Source organism: Sphingobacterium lactis, from assembly GCF_051951495.1.
Classification (GTDB): domain Bacteria; phylum Bacteroidota; class Bacteroidia; order Sphingobacteriales; family Sphingobacteriaceae; genus Sphingobacterium; species Sphingobacterium lactis_A.
The window spans coordinates 259,927-278,096 of the sequence record NZ_JBNHAS010000005.1; the positions used below are offsets into that span (position 1 = coordinate 259,927).

General features: G+C 38.3%; 20 protein-coding genes. 11 read left to right on the forward strand and 9 right to left on the reverse strand.

What is annotated here, in order from left to right:
• Positions 1–480: 480 nt before the first annotated feature.
• From ACP6L2_RS16675 to ACP6L2_RS16695, 5 genes are all read left to right on the forward strand, one after another.
• Positions 481–930: a PepSY-like domain-containing protein gene (locus ACP6L2_RS16675; protein WP_440510392.1), complete on the forward strand. Its 450-nt coding sequence runs from the start codon at positions 481–483 to the stop codon at positions 928–930.
• A 172-nt stretch (positions 931–1,102) separates the two neighbouring features.
• Positions 1,103–1,480, forward strand: a complete 378-nt coding sequence (rbfA, locus tag ACP6L2_RS16680) for a 30S ribosome-binding factor RbfA (protein ID WP_344675154.1) — start codon at positions 1,103–1,105, stop codon at positions 1,478–1,480.
• An 11-nt stretch (positions 1,481–1,491) separates the two neighbouring features.
• A complete protein-coding gene (aat, locus tag ACP6L2_RS16685) occupies positions 1,492–2,151 on the forward strand; it encodes a leucyl/phenylalanyl-tRNA--protein transferase (RefSeq protein ID WP_440510393.1) in 660 nt (219 codons plus the stop codon).
• Entirely contained in the window at positions 2,138–3,214 is a 1,077-nt protein-coding gene (locus ACP6L2_RS16690; RefSeq protein WP_440510394.1) for an aminotransferase class V-fold PLP-dependent enzyme, read from the forward strand. Before aat ends, ACP6L2_RS16690 begins: the two co-directional genes overlap by 14 nt.
• Positions 3,211–3,852, forward strand: coding sequence for a hypothetical protein (locus tag ACP6L2_RS16695; RefSeq protein WP_440510395.1), 642 nt, complete (start codon positions 3,211–3,213; stop codon positions 3,850–3,852). The genes ACP6L2_RS16690 and ACP6L2_RS16695 overlap by 4 nt, the downstream gene beginning before the upstream one ends.
• Before the next feature lie 453 nt (positions 3,853–4,305).
• Here ACP6L2_RS16695 and ACP6L2_RS16700 read toward each other — a convergent pair whose 3' ends face one another.
• Positions 4,306–4,722, reverse strand: coding sequence for a hypothetical protein (locus ACP6L2_RS16700; protein ID WP_344675125.1), 417 nt, complete (start codon positions 4,720–4,722; stop codon positions 4,306–4,308).
• 290 nt (positions 4,723–5,012) lie between these two features.
• Between ACP6L2_RS16700 and hemA the strand changes: the two genes are divergently transcribed.
• From hemA to ACP6L2_RS16725, 5 genes are all read left to right on the forward strand, one after another.
• Complete coding sequence (gene hemA, locus ACP6L2_RS16705) at positions 5,013–6,254, forward strand: glutamyl-tRNA reductase (RefSeq protein WP_344675126.1); 1,242 nt, start codon at positions 5,013–5,015, stop codon at positions 6,252–6,254.
• A 109-nt stretch (positions 6,255–6,363) separates the two neighbouring features.
• On the forward strand, positions 6,364–7,959 hold the full coding sequence (hemC, locus tag ACP6L2_RS16710) for a hydroxymethylbilane synthase (protein WP_440510396.1): 1,596 nt from the start codon (positions 6,364–6,366) through the stop codon (positions 7,957–7,959).
• Positions 7,960–8,010: 51 nt separating this feature from the next.
• A complete protein-coding gene (gene hemB / locus ACP6L2_RS16715; protein ID WP_440510397.1) occupies positions 8,011–8,982 on the forward strand; it encodes a porphobilinogen synthase in 972 nt (323 codons plus the stop codon).
• Positions 8,983–9,136: 154 nt separating this feature from the next.
• Positions 9,137–10,582 (forward strand): asparagine--tRNA ligase, encoded by a 1,446-nt coding sequence (asnS, locus tag ACP6L2_RS16720; protein WP_344675129.1) that lies wholly within the window; start codon positions 9,137–9,139, stop codon positions 10,580–10,582.
• 96 nt (positions 10,583–10,678) lie between these two features.
• Positions 10,679–11,299 carry an L-threonylcarbamoyladenylate synthase gene (locus ACP6L2_RS16725; RefSeq protein ID WP_344675131.1) on the forward strand — a complete coding sequence of 207 codons (621 nt, stop codon included), beginning with the start codon at positions 10,679–10,681 and terminating at the stop codon, positions 11,297–11,299.
• Here the strand turns inward: ACP6L2_RS16725 and ACP6L2_RS16730 are convergent.
• Complete coding sequence (locus ACP6L2_RS16730) at positions 11,294–11,734, reverse strand: SRPBCC family protein (RefSeq protein WP_440510398.1); 441 nt, start codon at positions 11,732–11,734, stop codon at positions 11,294–11,296. The two genes, ACP6L2_RS16725 and ACP6L2_RS16730, sit on opposite strands and share 6 nt — an antisense overlap.
• Positions 11,735–11,799: 65 nt before the next feature.
• Here ACP6L2_RS16730 and ACP6L2_RS16735 point away from each other — a divergent pair, with 65 nt between their 5' ends.
• On the forward strand, positions 11,800–12,660 hold the full coding sequence (locus ACP6L2_RS16735) for a nucleotidyltransferase domain-containing protein (RefSeq protein ID WP_440510399.1): 861 nt from the start codon (positions 11,800–11,802) through the stop codon (positions 12,658–12,660).
• Between the two features lie 311 nt (positions 12,661–12,971).
• Here ACP6L2_RS16735 and ACP6L2_RS16740 read toward each other — a convergent pair whose 3' ends face one another.
• The 7 genes from ACP6L2_RS16740 to tilS all read right to left on the reverse strand — a co-directional run bounded on the left by ACP6L2_RS16740 (position 12,972) and on the right by tilS (position 18,102).
• On the reverse strand, positions 12,972–13,529 hold the full coding sequence (locus ACP6L2_RS16740) for a Crp/Fnr family transcriptional regulator (protein WP_440510400.1): 558 nt from the start codon (positions 13,527–13,529) through the stop codon (positions 12,972–12,974).
• Positions 13,526–14,425 (reverse strand): EamA family transporter, encoded by a 900-nt coding sequence (locus tag ACP6L2_RS16745; protein WP_440510401.1) that lies wholly within the window; start codon positions 14,423–14,425, stop codon positions 13,526–13,528. Before ACP6L2_RS16745 ends, ACP6L2_RS16740 begins: the two co-directional genes overlap by 4 nt.
• 22 nt (positions 14,426–14,447) lie before the next feature.
• On the reverse strand, positions 14,448–14,765 hold the full coding sequence (locus ACP6L2_RS16750) for a DUF721 domain-containing protein (protein WP_344675136.1): 318 nt from the start codon (positions 14,763–14,765) through the stop codon (positions 14,448–14,450).
• Complete coding sequence (gene recF, locus ACP6L2_RS16755; protein WP_440510402.1) at positions 14,752–15,861, reverse strand: DNA replication/repair protein RecF; 1,110 nt, start codon at positions 15,859–15,861, stop codon at positions 14,752–14,754. The genes ACP6L2_RS16750 and recF overlap by 14 nt, the downstream gene beginning before the upstream one ends.
• 36 nt (positions 15,862–15,897) lie before the next feature.
• Positions 15,898–16,200 carry a DUF4834 family protein gene (locus ACP6L2_RS16760; protein WP_440510403.1) on the reverse strand — a complete coding sequence of 101 codons (303 nt, stop codon included), beginning with the start codon at positions 16,198–16,200 and terminating at the stop codon, positions 15,898–15,900.
• A gap of 82 nt (positions 16,201–16,282) precedes the next feature.
• Positions 16,283–16,768 (reverse strand): hypothetical protein, encoded by a 486-nt coding sequence (locus tag ACP6L2_RS16765; RefSeq protein ID WP_440510404.1) that lies wholly within the window; start codon positions 16,766–16,768, stop codon positions 16,283–16,285.
• Positions 16,769–16,773: 5 nt separating this feature from the next.
• Positions 16,774–18,102, reverse strand: coding sequence for a tRNA lysidine(34) synthetase TilS (gene tilS, locus ACP6L2_RS16770; protein ID WP_440510405.1), 1,329 nt, complete (start codon positions 18,100–18,102; stop codon positions 16,774–16,776).
• Positions 18,103–18,170 lie beyond the last annotated feature (68 nt).

An 18,170-nucleotide genomic window follows, 5' to 3' on the forward strand; every position in this document is an offset into this window, starting at 1 on the left:
TTATAAACTAATTTTGATTAAAGACTTGTCACCATGCCCACGACAAGTCTTTTTTTATGCACTAGTTTTTCACCAGCCAATTCCACTAATAAAGCCGTCCCTAAACACCTAGAAGCCTATTCTGACGAAAATCGCCACTTGTTTACCGCATATCAAGACTACTAAAGAAAATATGATTTAGGGAATGTCCAACTTAGAGTACAAACTGAATATTAATTGATACAGTTGTGTAACATTAATGTAACATACAATTAACAAGTGTGTATTTCGTGAATAAATTATTCATTAACACTTTAATCGCTATAATTCATTGATTTATCCATATTATAAAATATACGCTAATAATTAAAAACAATAAATTCTAAAAGTCTAACATAATTGGCATTGATATCGATAAGCATGCTAACATAAACAGATGCAATATTTAAAAAATTGGGGTTGCATGGTTTACTGAAACAATTACTTATAAAAAACAGAACTATGAAAAAATTTCTATTGGGATTATCTTTCCTATTAGCTATTGCAATCACTGCAATTTCATGTAGCAAAGACAATGATGGTAATGAGATTGTATTACCGGGCAAGGCCAACACATTCATCTCGGCAAAGTTTAAAACTGCCAAGGTGGTAAAGGTTTCCAAGGTAAATGACAATCTAACTAAAAAAGAATTCGAAGTAATCTTGGACAACGGGATTAAAATTGAATTTGACAAAGACGGGAATTGGGTAGAAATTGAAGCTGTAGAGGATGACCAAGCCATCCCTTCGGAATTTGTTCCGGAGAAGATCTTAGCTTATTTAGCCATTAACTACCCAGGTTTAGGTGTCAACAGCATCGAAATTGAGGACGATGGTTATGAAATTGAATTGACCGACGGAACCGATCTTGACTTCGATTTACAGGGGAACTTTGTCAAGGTTGATGAATAACTAAACAAAAAACAATTCAAACAAGTGGAAGGCACCTCGATATCGGGGTGCCTTTTTTCATTTTTAGGTGAATATTCCAAAAGTTGCCCCTATGCCTTGGTCCATGCTTCATGCTAAATTCTTATATTTGTGCAACAAGATTACAATTCGGTAATCTTGCAATCGTAATATGATGGGAACAGAAAGTAAAAGACAACAACGATTTGCAGGGGTTATCCAACAGGATTTGGCGGAGATGTTTCAGCGTGATGGCAACGCTTGGGCACCTGGCGCCTTTATTACTGTCACCAAAGTAAGGGTAACGCCAGACCTAGCAATCGCTCGCGTTTACCTTAGCTTCTTAAACACCAAAACGGCAAAAGAGGATATCGAACAGATAAAGAGCAAGAGCAATGAAATCCGTTATAAACTGGGAACGAGAATTAAGAACCAAGCACGTATTGTTCCTCAATTGGAATTTTTCCTTGATGACACCAATGAGTATGTTCAGCATATGGACAAATTGTTTGATGAAATCAGCAAGGAACCTAGACAACCTGACGAAGACTAGAGCCTATTCGTATGGCTTATCTCTTGGATGAACAGAAAATAGCATTTCCCCATCCGTCCTTGGCGGATGAGGACGGCCTACTCGCCATCGGTGGAGATCTCCAACCAGCGCGTTTAATCTTAGCGTATCAACATGGGATCTTCCCTTGGTACGATGAAGACAGTCCTATTCTGTGGTATGCACCATTAATGCGATTTGTCATTCCTTGTGAAAACATCCATGTTTCAAAAAGCTTGAAACAGGTCATCAAGTCAAAAAAATTCCGTGTAACAGCCAACCAAGATTTCTCAGCTGTCATCAAGAATTGCGCAGCAATAAGCAGAAAAGATCAAGCGGGAACTTGGATCATCCAAGAGATGATCGACGCATATATCCGATTACATGAGCTAGGGATTGCCCATTGCATAGAGGTTTGGGAAAAGGATGAACTGGTCGGTGGCTTATATGGTGTTTTGATTGGTCGGGTATTTTGTGGTGAAAGTATGTTCTCGAAGGTCTCTAATGCCTCCAAAATAGCATTAGTACATTTGGCAAGCTCCTATGACATTCAGTTAATTGATTGCCAATTCCCGACGGAACATTTATTAAGCATGGGGGCATCATCCATGCCTCAAAAAGAGTTTCTATCTATCTTAGCAAAACAAGAAACAACTGCATATGGATTACAATAAACACTTTGATATTCCAAATGATATCCTCTACCTAAATACTCCAGGCAATGGTTTGCTGCCTAAAACCAGCAAAACATGGCGATTGGAACGTGATATCAGCTTCTTTGATACCGCAAGTGATTTACGCGATAAGCAATTGGAGTTCCTCGTTGGGGTTAAGCAAAAAGTCGTCGACCTGTTTCACTCCAAATTTGAGCAGACTTTTTTGACTCCGAATTTCTCCTTTGGATATAATACTCTGATCGACCTTTTGCCGAAGGGCTATCGGTATTTGGTTTTGGAAGAAGAATACCCTTCCCTGCAATATCCCATTGTAAACCGGAAATTGAATTATATACAGATCAAACCTTCCACGCAATTGGAAGAAGATCTTGCCGGAGCTATTAAATTCCATAAACCCGATGTATTGGTGCTCAGTATTGTTCAATACATATCCGGTCTTAAGGTGGATCTAAACTTCATCAAGAAGCTAAAAAAGGAAAATCCTTCTTTATTAATCCTTGCCGATGGAACCCAATATTTAGGTACTGAGCCATTCAATTTTACGGAATCAGGCTTTGATGCTGTTGCTACCTCAGGTTATAAATGGCTACTTTCAGGTTTTGGAAATGGATTTATCTGTTTAAGTGATCAGTTAGTAGAACTAATACAGGAACAAGCGAAGGACATCCCTAAACCTCAGGCTGCCATGTGGGCAAATAAATCCCTCTTAAGCACCTATTTTGAGCCGGGACACCAAGATACGCTGTCCCATGGGACCCTAGGACATTCCTTGACTTTCTTATCCGACATCGGATTAAACAATATCGAATCCCATCTTCAAGCCTTAAAGAAAGAGGCTTATCAATTACTGGGTGAGCGCGGTTGGCTATTACCGCATACCAAACGAGCCGTTCAATCTTCGGTTATCAATATCCAAATCGATCCGCAGCTCTATCCCAACCTGTTAAATTCTGGTGTAAAATGTTTCCCTAGGGGAACAGGCATCCGCATAGGTTTACATTTATACAACAACCTGGCAGATATACATCGTTTAATCAACATTTTAGAAAGTATACAATGAACTATAAAATAGGCGACCTCGTACGTTTTGTCGATGAACCCATCGAAGGACATATCACCTCTTTCCTTGAAAACGGATTAGTAGGTGTAACGGATGAAACTGGATTTGAAATCCCAGTGATGCAAAGTAAAATAACCTTAGTACATGGAAACATGCGTATGGAAGAAGATGATGAACCAGTACAGGTCAATCAAAATCTTCCTTTCATCGACAAAGGCATATTCCTTGGGCTGACAGGGGAACAAAAGGAAGGTTTGGTAAAATTCTATTTGGTCAATGAGACTTCTTATGAACTATTGGTCTCGGTTACCGAGGTGAATGGAAATAAACGCACTGGTATATTTGCCAATATCATCCCAGCTAGGGAGTATAACCAGATTTATACCGCAAACTTTTCAGCGATCAATAAATGGCCAACTCTGGAGTTCCAAATCATCCGTACTTCCAGAAAATCCTATCAAGCTAATTCGCCAATCGAGAAAACCATCAAAGTAAAACCATTAGAGCTTATTAACTCCAAAGAACACTCAGAAGTATTACCAGAGAAAGCATGGCTTTTTGAACTGGATAAAATCGAAGAAAATATTGGTCTTGATAAATTGAAAGCCCATTTCATCTCCCATCGACCACAGAAATAACCTTTAAGGATTAGCGGGTAGTGGTTTTTAGGAGACTACAGACAACAGACGTCAGATAGTAGAGTTCGGAGACGACAGACAACAGACATCAGATATCAGACATTGCGAAATCTGTTGTCTTTTGTCTAATGTCTAACCGTCTCTTACAGAGGTTTTATTCGACACTTCTTCGGATCTCCTTCGGAACTTGTTCGGAACTCCTTCGGATCTCGTTCGGTTCCGACCGAACGAGATCCGAACAAGATCCATATCAGATCCAAGGAAATTCCCTTAGAGTATCAAAGGAAATTAGGAGAAAACTTAAAGGAATATATACCTAATAGTTGGAGGATCTTAAATTAGAATAGTGCTTTAGAGGAGTTTCTAGTTCTATAGAAATAACCCATACCTCATAAAAATGCCCAATGACATGGAATAGATCATTGGGCTTTTTCTATTAATTAGATTGAAAATCTATTTTACTTCTTGTTTTTCTACATTGCTATGCTTCGTTTTTCGCACAGAAATAAACAAAAGCAATGCTCCCAGGATCAAGGGAACCCAACCCCACTTCAAATGAAGTGTCTTTGCTAATAAGCCATCGATTAATTTGATACCGAAATAATTATTTATTTGTAGGTATACCAGGATTAAGGAAAGGATGGTCCAAATAAATAATGCGGCAGCGACGAATCGGAATGCAGCTAGCTTCCGAATGAAAAAGAAGAGCACGGACAATCCCAATAAACCATTTGTGATGACATACAGGGAGAAATCCACCTGATAGAGATTCCAGTTGCCTTTAATAGGAACTTTTAGGAATGGGCAGAATATAGCTGCTAAGAAAACGACAATAAAACCTAAATAGGCTAGTGGTTTGTATAAGCGCATGAGTATGAATTTTTTTCCAAATATGAACATTCGTCTTGAAATTCAGCTATGAGCAGTAAAAAATTATCGCTCAGAAGGGTAATATGCGTCATTAACTGAGCGTTCAAATTATGATTCTCATCACATAAAATTCGCGCTTTGGTTTATAACGAACTATAAATCTGTAATTTAACAAAAATTTAACATTATTTATAATCGTTCTAAATTCATTGTATTGACAGATTTTTGACAATATCACAAAGGTTTTAATCTACATTTGCAGTACAAAATTATTGGCGAAAGATTAAGCTTTGAAGAATTTAAAAGTTATAGCGTTTACCCATAAACATGTCGATCTAAAAGATTTGGGGAATTTGGTTATATGCAATGAGGAGTTGGATAATCGCCTTATTAACCTAAAAAACAACTTAGACATTCCGGAAATATTCTATATTGGCACCTGTAATCGTGTTGAGTTTGTTTTCTATGGTCCACATGAGTTAAGCGATGATTTTGTAGTACAATTCCTTGACAAGATGAATTTCTGTGTTCCAGCGGAACGTATGCAGAACTATTTGAGTCAAGTAATTCGTTATTCCGGTCAGGAAGCATTGGAGCATTTGTTCCGTACTTCTTGTTCAATGGAGAGTTTAGTAGTTGGGGAGAAAGAGATTTTGGCGCAGATACGTCGTGCATACGATCGTTGTAAAGCGGCAGGATTTACTGGAGACTTCTTACGTCTGATGATGGACCGCTTGGTTAAAACAGCGAAAGAGGTATATACCTACACCAATATTTCAAGAAACCCTATTTCAGTGGTTTCATTAGCTTACCGTAAGCTTCGTGAAGTAAAATTAAAGGATAATCCGAGAATCTTGGTTATAGGTTCTGGTGAGACAAACCAGAATTTAGCGAAGTATTTGAAGAAACATAAATACAGCAATTTCACCATCTTTAACCGTACAGTTGCGAATGCTGCAACGTTAGCTGCCGAATTACAGGCGCCGGTCTACCCATTATCGGAGTTAAAGAACTACAAAAAAGGATTTGATGTGATGATCACCTGTACAGGTGCTCCGGAGGCTATCATTCATGATGACCTATATCAATCTCTTTTAAATGGTGAAGACGATAAGAAGGTCATTGTTGACTTAGCCATTCCAAATGACATCGATGCAGAGATTATCGCTAAGCATCAGGTTCATTACATCGAAGTAAGCAGCTTACAGCAGATTGCGGAGAAAAATATCCAAGAGCGTTATTCGGAATTGGAAAATGCAGCTAAGATCATTGATCAGAATATCAAAGAATTTTTACCAATCCTAAAACAGCGTCGTGTAGAAGTGGCGATGAAGGAAGTTCCAGAGCAAATCAAAGCCATTCGCGAGTTAGCCATGACAGAGGTATTTGCCAATGAGATGGAACAACTTGATCCTCAAGCGCGCGAGATCCTGAATAAGGTGATCAATTACATGGAGAAAAAATACATTAAAGTACCCATGGTAATCGCAAAGGAGATTTTGGTAAAATCTGCTGAATCTGAAAGCAATTAATCATAAACATTTTATTTAAATATTCGGGGATTCTGACAATAAAAAGGCAGAACTAATAGGCTATTTCCTTAACTTTGACTCCGAATTATTAATTTGTAAATCTTTGAACGTGAATAGAAAATTAATTATCGGTACCCGAGGCAGTGAATTAGCTTTATGGCAAGCAAACTATGTAAAGGACCGATTAGCGGAGATTAATGTTGAAGCCGAATTGAAAATCATCAAAACCCAAGGTGATATCATCCAACATCTCCGTCTTGACAAACTAGAAGGCAAGGGATTTTTTACGAAAGAACTTGAAGAAGAGTTACTTTCTGGCGGCATTGACTTAGCCGTTCACTCACACAAAGATTTACCGACGGTAAACCCACCAGGATTAATCATTGCAGCAGTATCTGAACGAGAAGACCCTTCGGAATTACTTATTGTTCATAAAGACTGTGTTGACATCAGTAAACGACTTTCCTTAAAACATAATGCAACCATTGGTACATCCTCCAACCGTAGAAAGGCACAATTGCTATCGCTACGTCCGGATTTGGAGTTTGATGACCTTCGTGGAAACTTGCAAACACGCGTACAAAAATTAAGGGATGAAAAATACGATGCTATCATGTTGGCAAAAGCAGGTATAGCACGTATTAATATGGATCTTTCTGACTTCCATTTAGAAGAGATCCCTCCAGTAGAAATTATCCCTGCTCCTGCTCAAGGGGTGTTGGCTATTCAGATTCGTGAGTCTGATCAAGAACTATTCAACTTATTACAAGGCATTCATGATAAGGATGTGGCAGAAGCCATTTCCGTAGAACGTAAGGTATTGAATTTATTCGATGCCGGTTGTCATGCTCCTCTTGGTTCTTACTGCCGTAAAAAAGAAGGTATGTTCCAATCCTGGACTTCCATTGCAGATACCAATGAAGATTTTCCAGACCGTGTATTCCTACAATCGGAAACAGTAGATGGTATGGCAGCTAAGATATTTGAAAAATACAGCAAGGACCGTGCATTACCAACTTCGGTATTTATCACACGTGACCTTGCAGAAAATTCTTACTTAGGAAGATTTCTAGCCAAACATAACATACAGATTGATGCACGTTCGTTGATCCGTATTTTCCCAACCATCAATAAATTAGATTCCTTTATCCTAAAACGTGCGGATTGGATTTTCTTTAACAGTAAGAATGCGATTGAGCACTTCTTCAAGTTGGAGCCATTGATTCTAAAGAAAACAAAGATTGCTGTTTTAGGTCGAGGTTCTGAAGACACCTTACGTAAATTCAACCGTGTAGCTGATTTCTCAGGCGATAATTTAGGTATTGAAACAGAGGACATTGCTAAGGAATTTGCGAAAATGGTAAGTGGTCAGACGGTATTGATTCCTCGAGCAGAGGGTTCATTGATGACCATTCAGAAAGCTTTAACGCCGGAGACCAAGGTTATTGATATGCCGATTTACGAAACGGTGATTGAGGAGAATGTGGACAAAACCAATGCAGAGGTCATGGTATTTACCAGTCCAAGCAATGTTGAAGCTTATTTCCGTGAGAATTTAGCAGATCCAGATCAGAAGATCATCTGTATCGGACATTCTACAGCAGCAGCAATTTCGCACTTAGGATTGAAATACCATTTGCCATTTACACCCGATGAAATTGGTTTAGCGGAAGCTATATTTGGATTAGACTATAAAAAACATTAAAAAATACAATTAAGGGGGAATGCACCCCCTTTTTACATTAAATAAATTATCATGTTACATCGTCCTAGAAGAAACAGGAAATCGGCAGTTATACGCGATATGGTTCAAGAGAACCATTTATTCGCGGCCAACCTTATTTTTCCACTTTTCATTGTTGATGGAGATAATCAAAAAGTTGAGGTATCCTCTATGCCAGGCATCTACCGTTACTCGGTAGACAACCTATTGAGAGAAGTAGAGAGCTGTATGAAGTTAGGCTTAAATGCTTTTGATTTATTCCCTGCCGTTGAGGAGTCTTTAAAAGACAAATATGCAACTGAAAGCTACCGTAAGGGAACTTTATATTTACGAGCAATAGAAGCTGTTAAAAAGGAATTTCCAGAGGCTTGTGTCGTGACAGACGTAGCTATGGATCCATACAGTTCAGATGGTCACGATGGTATTGTGGAGAACGGTGAGATCTTAAATGATGAGACCTTGGAAGTATTAGGGAAAATGGCATTGGCACATGCAGAATCAGGTGCTGATATCATTGCACCATCAGACATGATGGATGGACGTATCGGGTATTTGAGAGAAACTCTAGATGCCAATGGATTCAGCAATGTTTCCTTGATGTCTTACACCGCGAAATATGCTTCTGCATATTATGGTCCATTCCGTGATGCATTGGGTTCAGCACCCAAAAAAGGAGATAAGAAATCCTATCAGATGAATCCGGCGAATAGTCGTGAGGCGTTAATCGAAGCACAATTGGATGCCGAAGAAGGAGCAGATTTCTTAATGGTAAAACCAGGATTGCCTTATTTGGATGTGATCAAGTTATTGCATGACAATTTTGATCTTCCAATTGCAGCATACAATGTTTCCGGAGAATATGCCATGTTAAAAGCAGCAATTGCTAACGGTTGGCTATCAGAACAAGTGATCTTGGAAACCTTATTGAGTTTCAAAAGAGCAGGAGCAACTTCCATCCTAACCTACCATGCCAAGGAGGTATTGGAAAAGGGTTGGGTAAAATAAAACGATAAGAATAAGGGGAAGTTGTGTCAACTTCCCCTTATTTATTTCAAATTAACCTATTCAAAGCCTAACAATTGATATTTTTAGTTGAGAAATCAATTAATTGGCTATTTTTGTAAGCTTAATAGCGAGCATTATTTATTATTTCATAAACATGGAACATACGCGAATAAAAGAATTATTAAAATCAGAAGAGTTTGGAAAAGAAGTTATTGTAAAAGGATGGGTTCGCACCTTCCGTAACAATCAATTCATTGCAATCAATGATGGCTCAAGCATCAATAATATACAAGCTGTAATCGATTTTGAAAATACCCCTGATGAGATTTTGAAAAGAATCACAACAGGTGCTGCCGTTCGTGTAAAAGGTAATTTAATTGAATCCCTAGGAAAGGGACAGCGTGTGGAAGTAAAGGCTACTGAAGTGAGTATCATTGGCGATTCTGATCCAGAGAAATACCCGCTACAACCTAAAAAACACAGTTTAGAATTTTTACGCGAAATTGCACATTTACGCTTCCGTACCGGAACTTTCAATGCGATTTTCAAAGTTCGTAATGCATTAGCATTTGCTGTCAATAAGTTTTTCCAAGAGCGTGATTTCGTTTACATGCATACCCCAATCATTACGGGATCAGATGCTGAAGGAGCAGGAGAAATGTTCCGCGTAACGACTTTGGATTTAAATAATCTTCCAAGAACAGAGCAGGGAGAAATCGATTTCAAAGAAGATTTCTTTGGTAAATCGACTAACCTTACGGTATCTGGTCAATTGGAAGGGGAACTTGCTGCATTAGCATTTGGAAATATTTACACTTTCGGACCAACATTCCGCGCCGAGAACTCCAACACTACTCGCCACTTAGCAGAGTTTTGGATGATCGAACCAGAAATGGCATTCTACGAGTTGGAAGATAATATGGACTTGGCAGAAGATCTATTGAAGTATGTTATTAAATATGCCTTAGAAAATTGCCCAGAGGAAATCGAGTTCTTGAAAAACCGTTTATTGGAAGAAGAGAAATCCAAACCGCAACAAGAACGTTCCGAATTGAACTTGGTAGACAAATTAAACTTCGTATTGGAGAATGACTTTGTGCGTCTAACTTATACAGAAGCTATTGATATCTTATTAAAGAGCAAGCCTAACCAGAAGAAGCAATTCAAATATTTAATTGAAGGATGGGGTGCTGACTTGCAATCAGAGCATGAGCGTTACTTGGTAGAAAAACACTTCAAAAAACCTGTAATCTTAACGGACTATCCGAGAGAGATTAAATCTTTCTACATGAAGCAGAACCCAGTGGATGCACAAGGCAGACAAACGGTTCGTGCCATGGACATCCTTTTCCCAGGAATTGGTGAGATGGTAGGTGGGTCACAACGTGAGGAGAATTTAGAGAAGTTGGTTACCAGAATGGCTGAAGTAGGTATTCCTACAGAAGAAATGGAATGGTTCCTAGATACACGTCGATTCGGTTCAGTTCCTCACTCTGGTTTCGGTGTAGGATTTGAACGTTTGGTATTATTTACCACAGGAATGACAAACATTCGTGATGTAATTCCATTCCCAAGAACACCTAACAACGCTGAATTTTAACAAATACCATATTAAAGATAAAGACCGTCAAAAAACTAATTTTGGCGGTCTTTGTTTATCTTATAAGGAATATTTACTGTCAAACCAAGAAGAGTTATGTTACTAAAAATCTATAATGATAATCCAAGCCCAAAAGCCATTGAAGAGGCTGTAGAGGTACTTCGTAAAGGTGGTGTCATCATCTATCCTACCGATACGGTTTATGGGATGGGCTGTGACATAACCAACCAAAAAGCCATTGAGAAAGTTTATGCACTGCGTGGATTGAAGCCTGAGAAATCTAATCTTTCTTTTATCTGCTACGATTTAACGGATATTTCTCAATATACAAAGCCTTTTGACACCACAGTATTCCGTGTGTTGAAAAAAGCACTTCCTGGTCCTTTTACCTTTATTTTCAATGCGAGTTCCCAAGTTCCAAAACTTCTGAGCTCTAAAAAGAAGACTGTCGGTATCCGTGTTCCTGATAACAACATTATCCGCGAGTTAGTGAAACAGTTGGGACATCCTATTGTGACAACTTCCATTCACGATGATGATGAAATCATTGAATATTCTACCGATCCAGAATTGATCTATGAGAAATACCAAGATAAGGTAGATCTGGTAATCGACGGTGGATATGGTGATAATGTCGCTTCTACTGTTGTCGATTTAACTTCAGGTGATTTCGAAGTAATTCGTGAAGGGAAAGGCGATTTGGATCAGTACTTATAAGCCCTGTTCTGCCCTTTCTTTTATAGCCTGATTAAACAGTTCAAATCCTTTTAGGGTACTGCCCATAATCATTTTTTTCAACAGGGGCACCAGTATTCCAGAGAAGTTCTCTCCTTGAATTAATTTGGTGCTATTCTCGTTTATTTTTTGGAGTATAAAATAATGCTCCCCATCAAAAATACCCTTTACGATAAGGCTCCCACGCCATCGTAATTCCCGCTCCTTCTCAATTTTTAAGAATATGGGATTCATCTTCATGCTCTTTCCTCCGGGAGGACTTAAAAGAACCCCTGTTCGGGATCCTACTGTTGGATTCCCATAAAACTCCTTAATAAACTGACTCCATTTAGGATAATCTTCAAATCGAGTCAATATTTGCCATACTTTAGAAATAGGTGCTTGTATGATCTGTTGTGTTTCTATTGTCGTTTTCATAGAACAAAGTTAATTAGCATCAATTTTAAGCCACTTGACATTTATCAAGAATAAATATTTGTAAATTGAACATCAATAGCGAATTAACGGGCAATAAGATGGATATACAGGGTATATTAGGACGAATTAAGGAGGCCTTATCAGAAGTTTCCGGAGTAGAGGCTATCGTATTAGGAGGTTCTCGAGTTACGGGTACAGCAGGACCTCAATCGGATATTGATGTGGGTATTTATTACAATGCATCGATTCTTGATTTCGAAGCATTAAATGCTGCAGCAAGCCGATTGGATGATAGTCACCGAAAGGGATTAATAGGCAAAGAAGGAGATTGGGGACCTTGGGTTAACTTTGGTGCTTGGCTGCAAATCAATGCCATTGCCGTGGATTTAATCTTTCGGGATATCGCTCGTGTAAAGCAAGTGATTCAGGATACCAATCAGGGAACATTTCAAGCGAATTATCAGCCAGGACATCCACATGCCTATATGAACTATATGTACCGAGGTGAATTGGCCTACAATGAAGTTATTTTCGCTCGAGAGGCTTCTTTTTCAGACCTTAAAATCCTTGCACAACAATATCCTTCTAACCTACAACATAACCTATTGCAATTCTTTGCCTTCGAAGCCGAATTTTATCTTATGCTCGCCAAAAAGAACTTGGACAACCAAGATCCTTATTATTTTCATGGTTTACTGTTTAAAATGGTTTCCGCTTTTAATCAGGTGATATTTGCTAAAAACAAGGTGTATATGCTAAATGAAAAGAAAGCGGTACATAGGATTATGAGTTTTCAATTTGCACCGATTAATTATGCAGCAAGAATAGAGGATTTGTTTCATAATTCGAGTAATAATCCGCAAGAGAGTTTGAATATTGCCAAGTTGTTATTGATTGAGATTGAGTCATTGGTGGTGGTGAATTGAAGGGGAGACATCAGACACAAGATATTAGACACAAGATATTAGATTTTTGAAATCGGGCGATGCATGCATCGCCCCTACAAACAATCGTGAAAATATTGGCAATTAAGTCCATAACTGTAGGGTCGAAGCATGCTTCGACCGTTTATAACCGCAACATAAATCTTATCCGCCAATAGGTCTAACTACTAACTACTCAATACTAAATACTAATCAACTGTCTCACATCTCATATCTCACATCTAACAGCGTAGCGATCTCACATCTAACAGCGTAGCGATCTCAAATCAGACAGCGTAGCGATCTCAAACCTACTATCTCCTCACCCTACTCAGTGTTTCGGGGCTCATGCCGAGGACGGAAGCAATATACTGTAAGGGCACTTGATTAAAGAGTTCCTTATTGTTTTCAAAGTATTGTTTATAGCGTTCTTCGGCGCTTAGGGCAATAAAATTGAAGATTCTGTTTTCCAATTGCATAAAGCATTTCGCTATAAATCGTTTTTCGAGAACATTCCAGTTGGGGATTTCTTGTTCTAATTGTCGATAATCGGACTTGTTGAGGGACCAGACAACTGCTGGACTTAAGGCTTCAATGGACCATAGTGCCGGTTGATCGAAGATGTAGGAGGACAAGTCAGTAATAAAATATCCTGCACCCCCTATCCATTGGGTGACTTCTTTTTCTTCTGTCCATTTGAACACTCGGAAATAACCGGATTCAATAAAGCTTAATCGGTCACATTGTTTTCCAGCCTCTAGAAATAATTCCTGCTTGTTAAACGATTCCTTTGAGAATTTGGAAACAATAAAATCTGCTTGATCTTCTGATAATTCAAATAACTGAAAGAGTTGTGCTTTAAAATTACTCATAGGCTGCGAATGCTTCTTGTTTTCCGTCTTTCATAAAGATAGGCAACATTGAAGATAATAATCGCAATGAAAATTAAGCTAAACCCAATAATCTGGAAACTATTGATGTTTTCCTTGTAATAAAATATCGCCAGGAAAAAGGCTATAATGGGATTCACATAGAGTAAAATTCCTACAACCGATGAATCTAATCCCTTTAGTGCATAGATATTCAGAAACAAAGGGATGATCGTATATCCTATCGCAATGATAAGTATGAAGGAATAAAATTCATTGGTTTTTGCTACGGAATGATCGATTAACCCCAGTATAGGTAATAGCAAAATGGTACTCACCAGGATATGGATGGTCAGCGTAAAGAATTTATCGAGTTTGGAGGCGTTCTTTTGCAAGACCAAATAAGCCGCGTAGGACAGCGCAATAATAAAACTATAGAACAAGTCGATGAAGTGACCATAAGCCATTAGAAGGCAGCTAACGACACTTAAGCCCACGGCAAACCATTGTCCTCTATTTAACCTTTCTTTTAGAAATATACTTGCCAATACGGTTGTGAGTATGGGGCAGATGAGATAGGCTAAAGAGGTCGCATTGACGGAGACCGCATTCATCACATAGATGAATAAAAACCAGTTCATGGCCAGCAATACGGCACTGGCAAAAATATTGATCAAAAGTCTATTACGATCTTTGCCGGCTAATGTTTTCAGGTATTGAATACTTTTGATGGCTTGCTTTCTCCGAAAAAGGAAACAAGCTATAACGATGAAAACGGAAGCAAAGAGAACTCGATGAAGGAGAATGTCTAAAGCAGCATAGGCACCTAACGGTTTTAGTACAAGAGCAAATGTTCCCCAGATAATAAAACCGGTGAGGGCAGAAAGATAATACTTCATAGGTTTGGTTCGGAAAAAAGAATTATAGAATTACAAATTCCTCGATGACAACCTGGCCTACGTATTCATTAACTCGGCCAATAATCTGTCTACGCATCATCGCTAATTCATTCTTTATGACTGCAGATTCTACTTTTACAAAAAGCTTTTTATCTCGAATATAGATTTGTTGGGTTCGGTTGGCGATTGCTTGTCCAATCAGTTCAGGCCATGCAGCAACAATTGATGTTTCATCGAACTTCCTTCTCAAACGATAAACTTCCAAAAGTTTATCTACCGCTTGCTTGATGGTAATATCATCACTTCGGCGGAATGCATCATCCCTGTTATACTTGCCCATTGACTTGACCTCCTTGAATATCAAAGATACGAATAGGCTGCCCTATTTCTTCAAAAATTCTACGAATTCTATGTGCATCGGTATCTGTTAGGAACAACTGTCCAAATTCATCCTCAGAAACCAATTGCATTAATTTCTTTGTCCGATTCTCATCTAGTTTATCAAAGATATCGTCCAAGAGAAGCAAAGGCTTAAATTGCTTTTTATCCTTAAAAAAGGCATACTGTGCCAACTTTAAAGCAATTAGGAAAGACTTCTGTTGACCTTGTGAACCAAACTTCTTCAGTGGCATGCCTTCATGAATGCTGAACAACAAATCGTCTTTATGAATACCTACACTAGTTCGTTCAAGTGCTCTGTCTTTGTCTAAGCTCTCGTTTAGTAGGACTAGGAAATCTTTATTCTGTAATGGCGATTCATAGACAAGAGTTACTTGTTCGGCATCATCGGAAAGGAATTGGTAATAGCGCATAAATTGAGGAAGAAACTCCTCCATGAATTGCTGACGTCTGACATAGATTTGTTCACCAAATTCCACAAGCTGTAAATTCAGCACCTCCAAAAGACCTAAATCAAAAACACCCTTCTCCCGAATATTCTTCAATAAGGTATTCCTCTGCAATAAGATCCGATTGTAGTTAATAAGAATATCGAGATAGCGGTTATCCGTTTGGGAAATGACATTGTCTATAAACTTGCGCCGTTCCTCACTTCCCTCCATGATGATGGAGGTATCATTCGGAGAGATCATCACCAATGGGAATTGACCAATATGATCTGCTAGGCGACCATATTCCTTTTTATTCTTTTTGAATTGTTTCTTTTGATTTTTCTTGATACTGCAGGATACGGTATCACACAGCAATTCACGATCAAACTCTCCTTGTACCATAAACCAATCTTCCCCCTTCTTGATATGTTGTGAATCAATGGGGTTGAAAAAAGACTTACAGAGGGATAAATAATGGATGGCATCCAACAGATTGGTTTTACCAGATCCATTTTGCCCAGTAAAGGCATTGGTTTCTGGTAAAAAATCCAAGATGGATTCCGTATAATTCTTAAAGTTTAATACAGATAAATGCTTTAACCACATAGGAAAGCAAAGATACTCTTTTTAGATGGGCTTATTTTATTTTACCTCTTCAAAATCGACAAACTCACCAGCGGTTTCAGTTCCCTTACCCTTTTTAGCTTTCGGGGGCATATAATCCACTTGAACACGACCGTCAGGTCTTGAGTCTCTATTTTTAAATTGGCTGAAAGGGTCTTGATAGCGTCCTTGTTGAGGACCTTCATTGGCATATTGCCCCTGTTGGCCGTTCATGATCTTCTCCGCTACTTTCTTCATGAAGAAAGGCAATAAAAGACGCATGCCGAATTTAAAAATATAGTAAAATACAACTACTGATATAAGGAAATAGATAAATGTCATTTCTAATGCTTTTTCTCAAATTTAATAAATAATTAGAACCCTTGGAAGGCAAATTGTCAAGGAAATATCAGTTAACAATTTTTTAAGAATTCTTTTTCGCTTGTTCAATTGCCTGGAACAATTGAGCAGGTTGCTGAGAACCAATCACATAGATTAACCCATCCTTATCCGTTAACCAAACTGCTTCCTTACCTCCGGAATAGAAACGGATTTTACCGTTTTTATGCAAATTGTAAACAGGGTTATTGAAAAAGTAGCTGGAGTACTTCTTTTTCTCTATTTTACTGATGGAATTTAAGTCAATCTTAACTAAAGAAGTGGTCCACAGTCCACTTAAGATAACATGGGTAGCAGTAACCTTAGTCCGGTAACTGATAAGGTATAACATGATGATGGAAACGATCAATATACCAACCCCGACAATAAAGAACAATTGTCGAGAGACCATGTGTTCCCAGTTAATGTAGTATGCTACAAAACAGAACAAGGCCAGGATCAAGCGAACACTTATCCAAGTCATGTCTCGACCTAAGTACTGTTTTTCCTGAAATAAAGGTTGCTCTGTCATCTTTCTTAATAGAATACTAAAGTAAGTACTTTCTTTGTATTTTCTGTCACTTTAAAGCGATTATCTAAACGCTGACCGATTATCCAAATAATTTCACCATCCCCATTGCATAAAATAGGTACTTCTTCTTTTTCAAAACGGTTAACTTTCTGCTGTATAAAGAAATCACTGATCTTTTTCTTTCCCTGCATACCTAATGGGATGAACCAATCTCCTTTTTCCCATGTTCTAATGGATAAGGGTAGTTTTATCAGATCGGCATCCACTTGTACTTGATTAGGATTACTTGATTTGACAAAATCCCTATCTGTATGGAAACTCAATGTACCAGCCCAACAGGAATGTTTATCTACTAGATTTGTTATCTGAATCGTTTCCTTCTTTTCTGATTTAGCACGGGGCCTAAGTAGGAGTTGATCCCTATCCATCAGCATTTCATATTGATCGGCCTCAAACACTTGCCCCATAGGCTTATCCCAGACAGCCGTCATTTCCTTCAAAATAGACTTCTGAAAGCCAAAAGGTTTAAATAATTCGAATAAAAAATAATCATCCTTAATGAAAGGACTTAACCCCTCACGTGAAATGTGAATACTCTGTCCCTTTGGTTTAAAAAGCGCTTTTCGTTTTTCATCTACAATTCGTTGGATGAAATGATAGCTATCTTCAAAGTGCTGAATATTGTTGCTTAGGATCTGCTCAAAGTCTGGTTGGATTTCCTTGAATTTGGGAATGATGTCTAATCGGATTTTATTCCGTGCATATTTTGTAGAAAAGTTGGATAGATCATCACGGTACGGCACTTGTAATTCCTTTACAGCATCCGTTACTTCTTCTGCTGTAAATCCTAATAAGGGACGGATGATCACATCTCTTTTAGGAGCAATACCCAATAAACCTTTAAGTCCTGTGCTTCTAGTCAGATTGAGCAATACTGTTTCCAAATGATCATTTTGATGTTGTGCAATGGCGATATAATCCAGATTTTGTGAAGCTCTGAGTTCTTCAAACCAGGCATATCGTAATTCACGGGCAGCCATTTGAATGGAAATTTTATTTTCCTCAGCATAATCTGCCGTATTAAAATGCTGCACATGGATTGGAAATCCTAATTCCTGCGCATATGCTCGAACCAATTGTTCATCTAAATCAGACTCTTCATCCCGCAATTGAAAATTACAATGAGCAATTTGGCAGGAATAGTCAAGGTCATGGAACAATTTGGCCATTAGCATAGAATCCTTACCCCCACTGACAGCAAGGAGCAGCTTATCCGTGGTTTTCACTAAATCATGCTGCGAAATATAGGCTTTCAAATGATCCAAAATGCTCATCGTTCAAAAATAGGTATTTAATACTTCTTCTTGATTGTGATTAAAAATTATTGTTTAACAATTTTTTG

Excerpts from the sequence above, each read along its gene's own strand:
- ACP6L2_RS16760 (WP_440510403.1), bottom strand. The coding sequence starts at position 16,200 with ATGACATTTATCTATTTCCTTATATCAGTAGTTGTATTTTACTATATT.
- ACP6L2_RS16740 (WP_440510400.1), bottom strand. The coding sequence starts at position 13,529 with ATGAGTAATTTTAAAGCACAACTCTTTCAGTTATTTGAATTATCAGAA.
- ACP6L2_RS16730 (WP_440510398.1), bottom strand. The coding sequence starts at position 11,734 with ATGAAAACGACAATAGAAACACAACAGATCATACAAGCACCTATTTCT.
- hemB (WP_440510397.1), top strand. The coding sequence starts at position 8,011 with ATGTTACATCGTCCTAGAAGAAACAGGAAATCGGCAGTTATACGCGAT.
- ACP6L2_RS16745 (WP_440510401.1), bottom strand. The coding sequence starts at position 14,425 with ATGAAGTATTATCTTTCTGCCCTCACCGGTTTTATTATCTGGGGAACA.
- rbfA (WP_344675154.1), top strand. The coding sequence starts at position 1,103 with ATGGGAACAGAAAGTAAAAGACAACAACGATTTGCAGGGGTTATCCAA.
- aat (WP_440510393.1), top strand. The coding sequence starts at position 1,492 with ATGGCTTATCTCTTGGATGAACAGAAAATAGCATTTCCCCATCCGTCC.
- ACP6L2_RS16750 (WP_344675136.1), bottom strand. The coding sequence starts at position 14,765 with ATGGGCAAGTATAACAGGGATGATGCATTCCGCCGAAGTGATGATATT.
- recF (WP_440510402.1), bottom strand. The coding sequence starts at position 15,861 with ATGTGGTTAAAGCATTTATCTGTATTAAACTTTAAGAATTATACGGAA.
- asnS (WP_344675129.1), top strand. The coding sequence starts at position 9,137 with ATGGAACATACGCGAATAAAAGAATTATTAAAATCAGAAGAGTTTGGA.
- ACP6L2_RS16675 (WP_440510392.1), top strand. The coding sequence starts at position 481 with ATGAAAAAATTTCTATTGGGATTATCTTTCCTATTAGCTATTGCAATC.
- ACP6L2_RS16725 (WP_344675131.1), top strand. The coding sequence starts at position 10,679 with ATGTTACTAAAAATCTATAATGATAATCCAAGCCCAAAAGCCATTGAA.
- ACP6L2_RS16690 (WP_440510394.1), top strand. The coding sequence starts at position 2,138 with ATGGATTACAATAAACACTTTGATATTCCAAATGATATCCTCTACCTA.
- tilS (WP_440510405.1), bottom strand. The coding sequence starts at position 18,102 with ATGAGCATTTTGGATCATTTGAAAGCCTATATTTCGCAGCATGATTTA.
- ACP6L2_RS16695 (WP_440510395.1), top strand. The coding sequence starts at position 3,211 with ATGAACTATAAAATAGGCGACCTCGTACGTTTTGTCGATGAACCCATC.
- ACP6L2_RS16700 (WP_344675125.1), bottom strand. The coding sequence starts at position 4,722 with ATGCGCTTATACAAACCACTAGCCTATTTAGGTTTTATTGTCGTTTTC.
- ACP6L2_RS16765 (WP_440510404.1), bottom strand. The coding sequence starts at position 16,768 with ATGACAGAGCAACCTTTATTTCAGGAAAAACAGTACTTAGGTCGAGAC.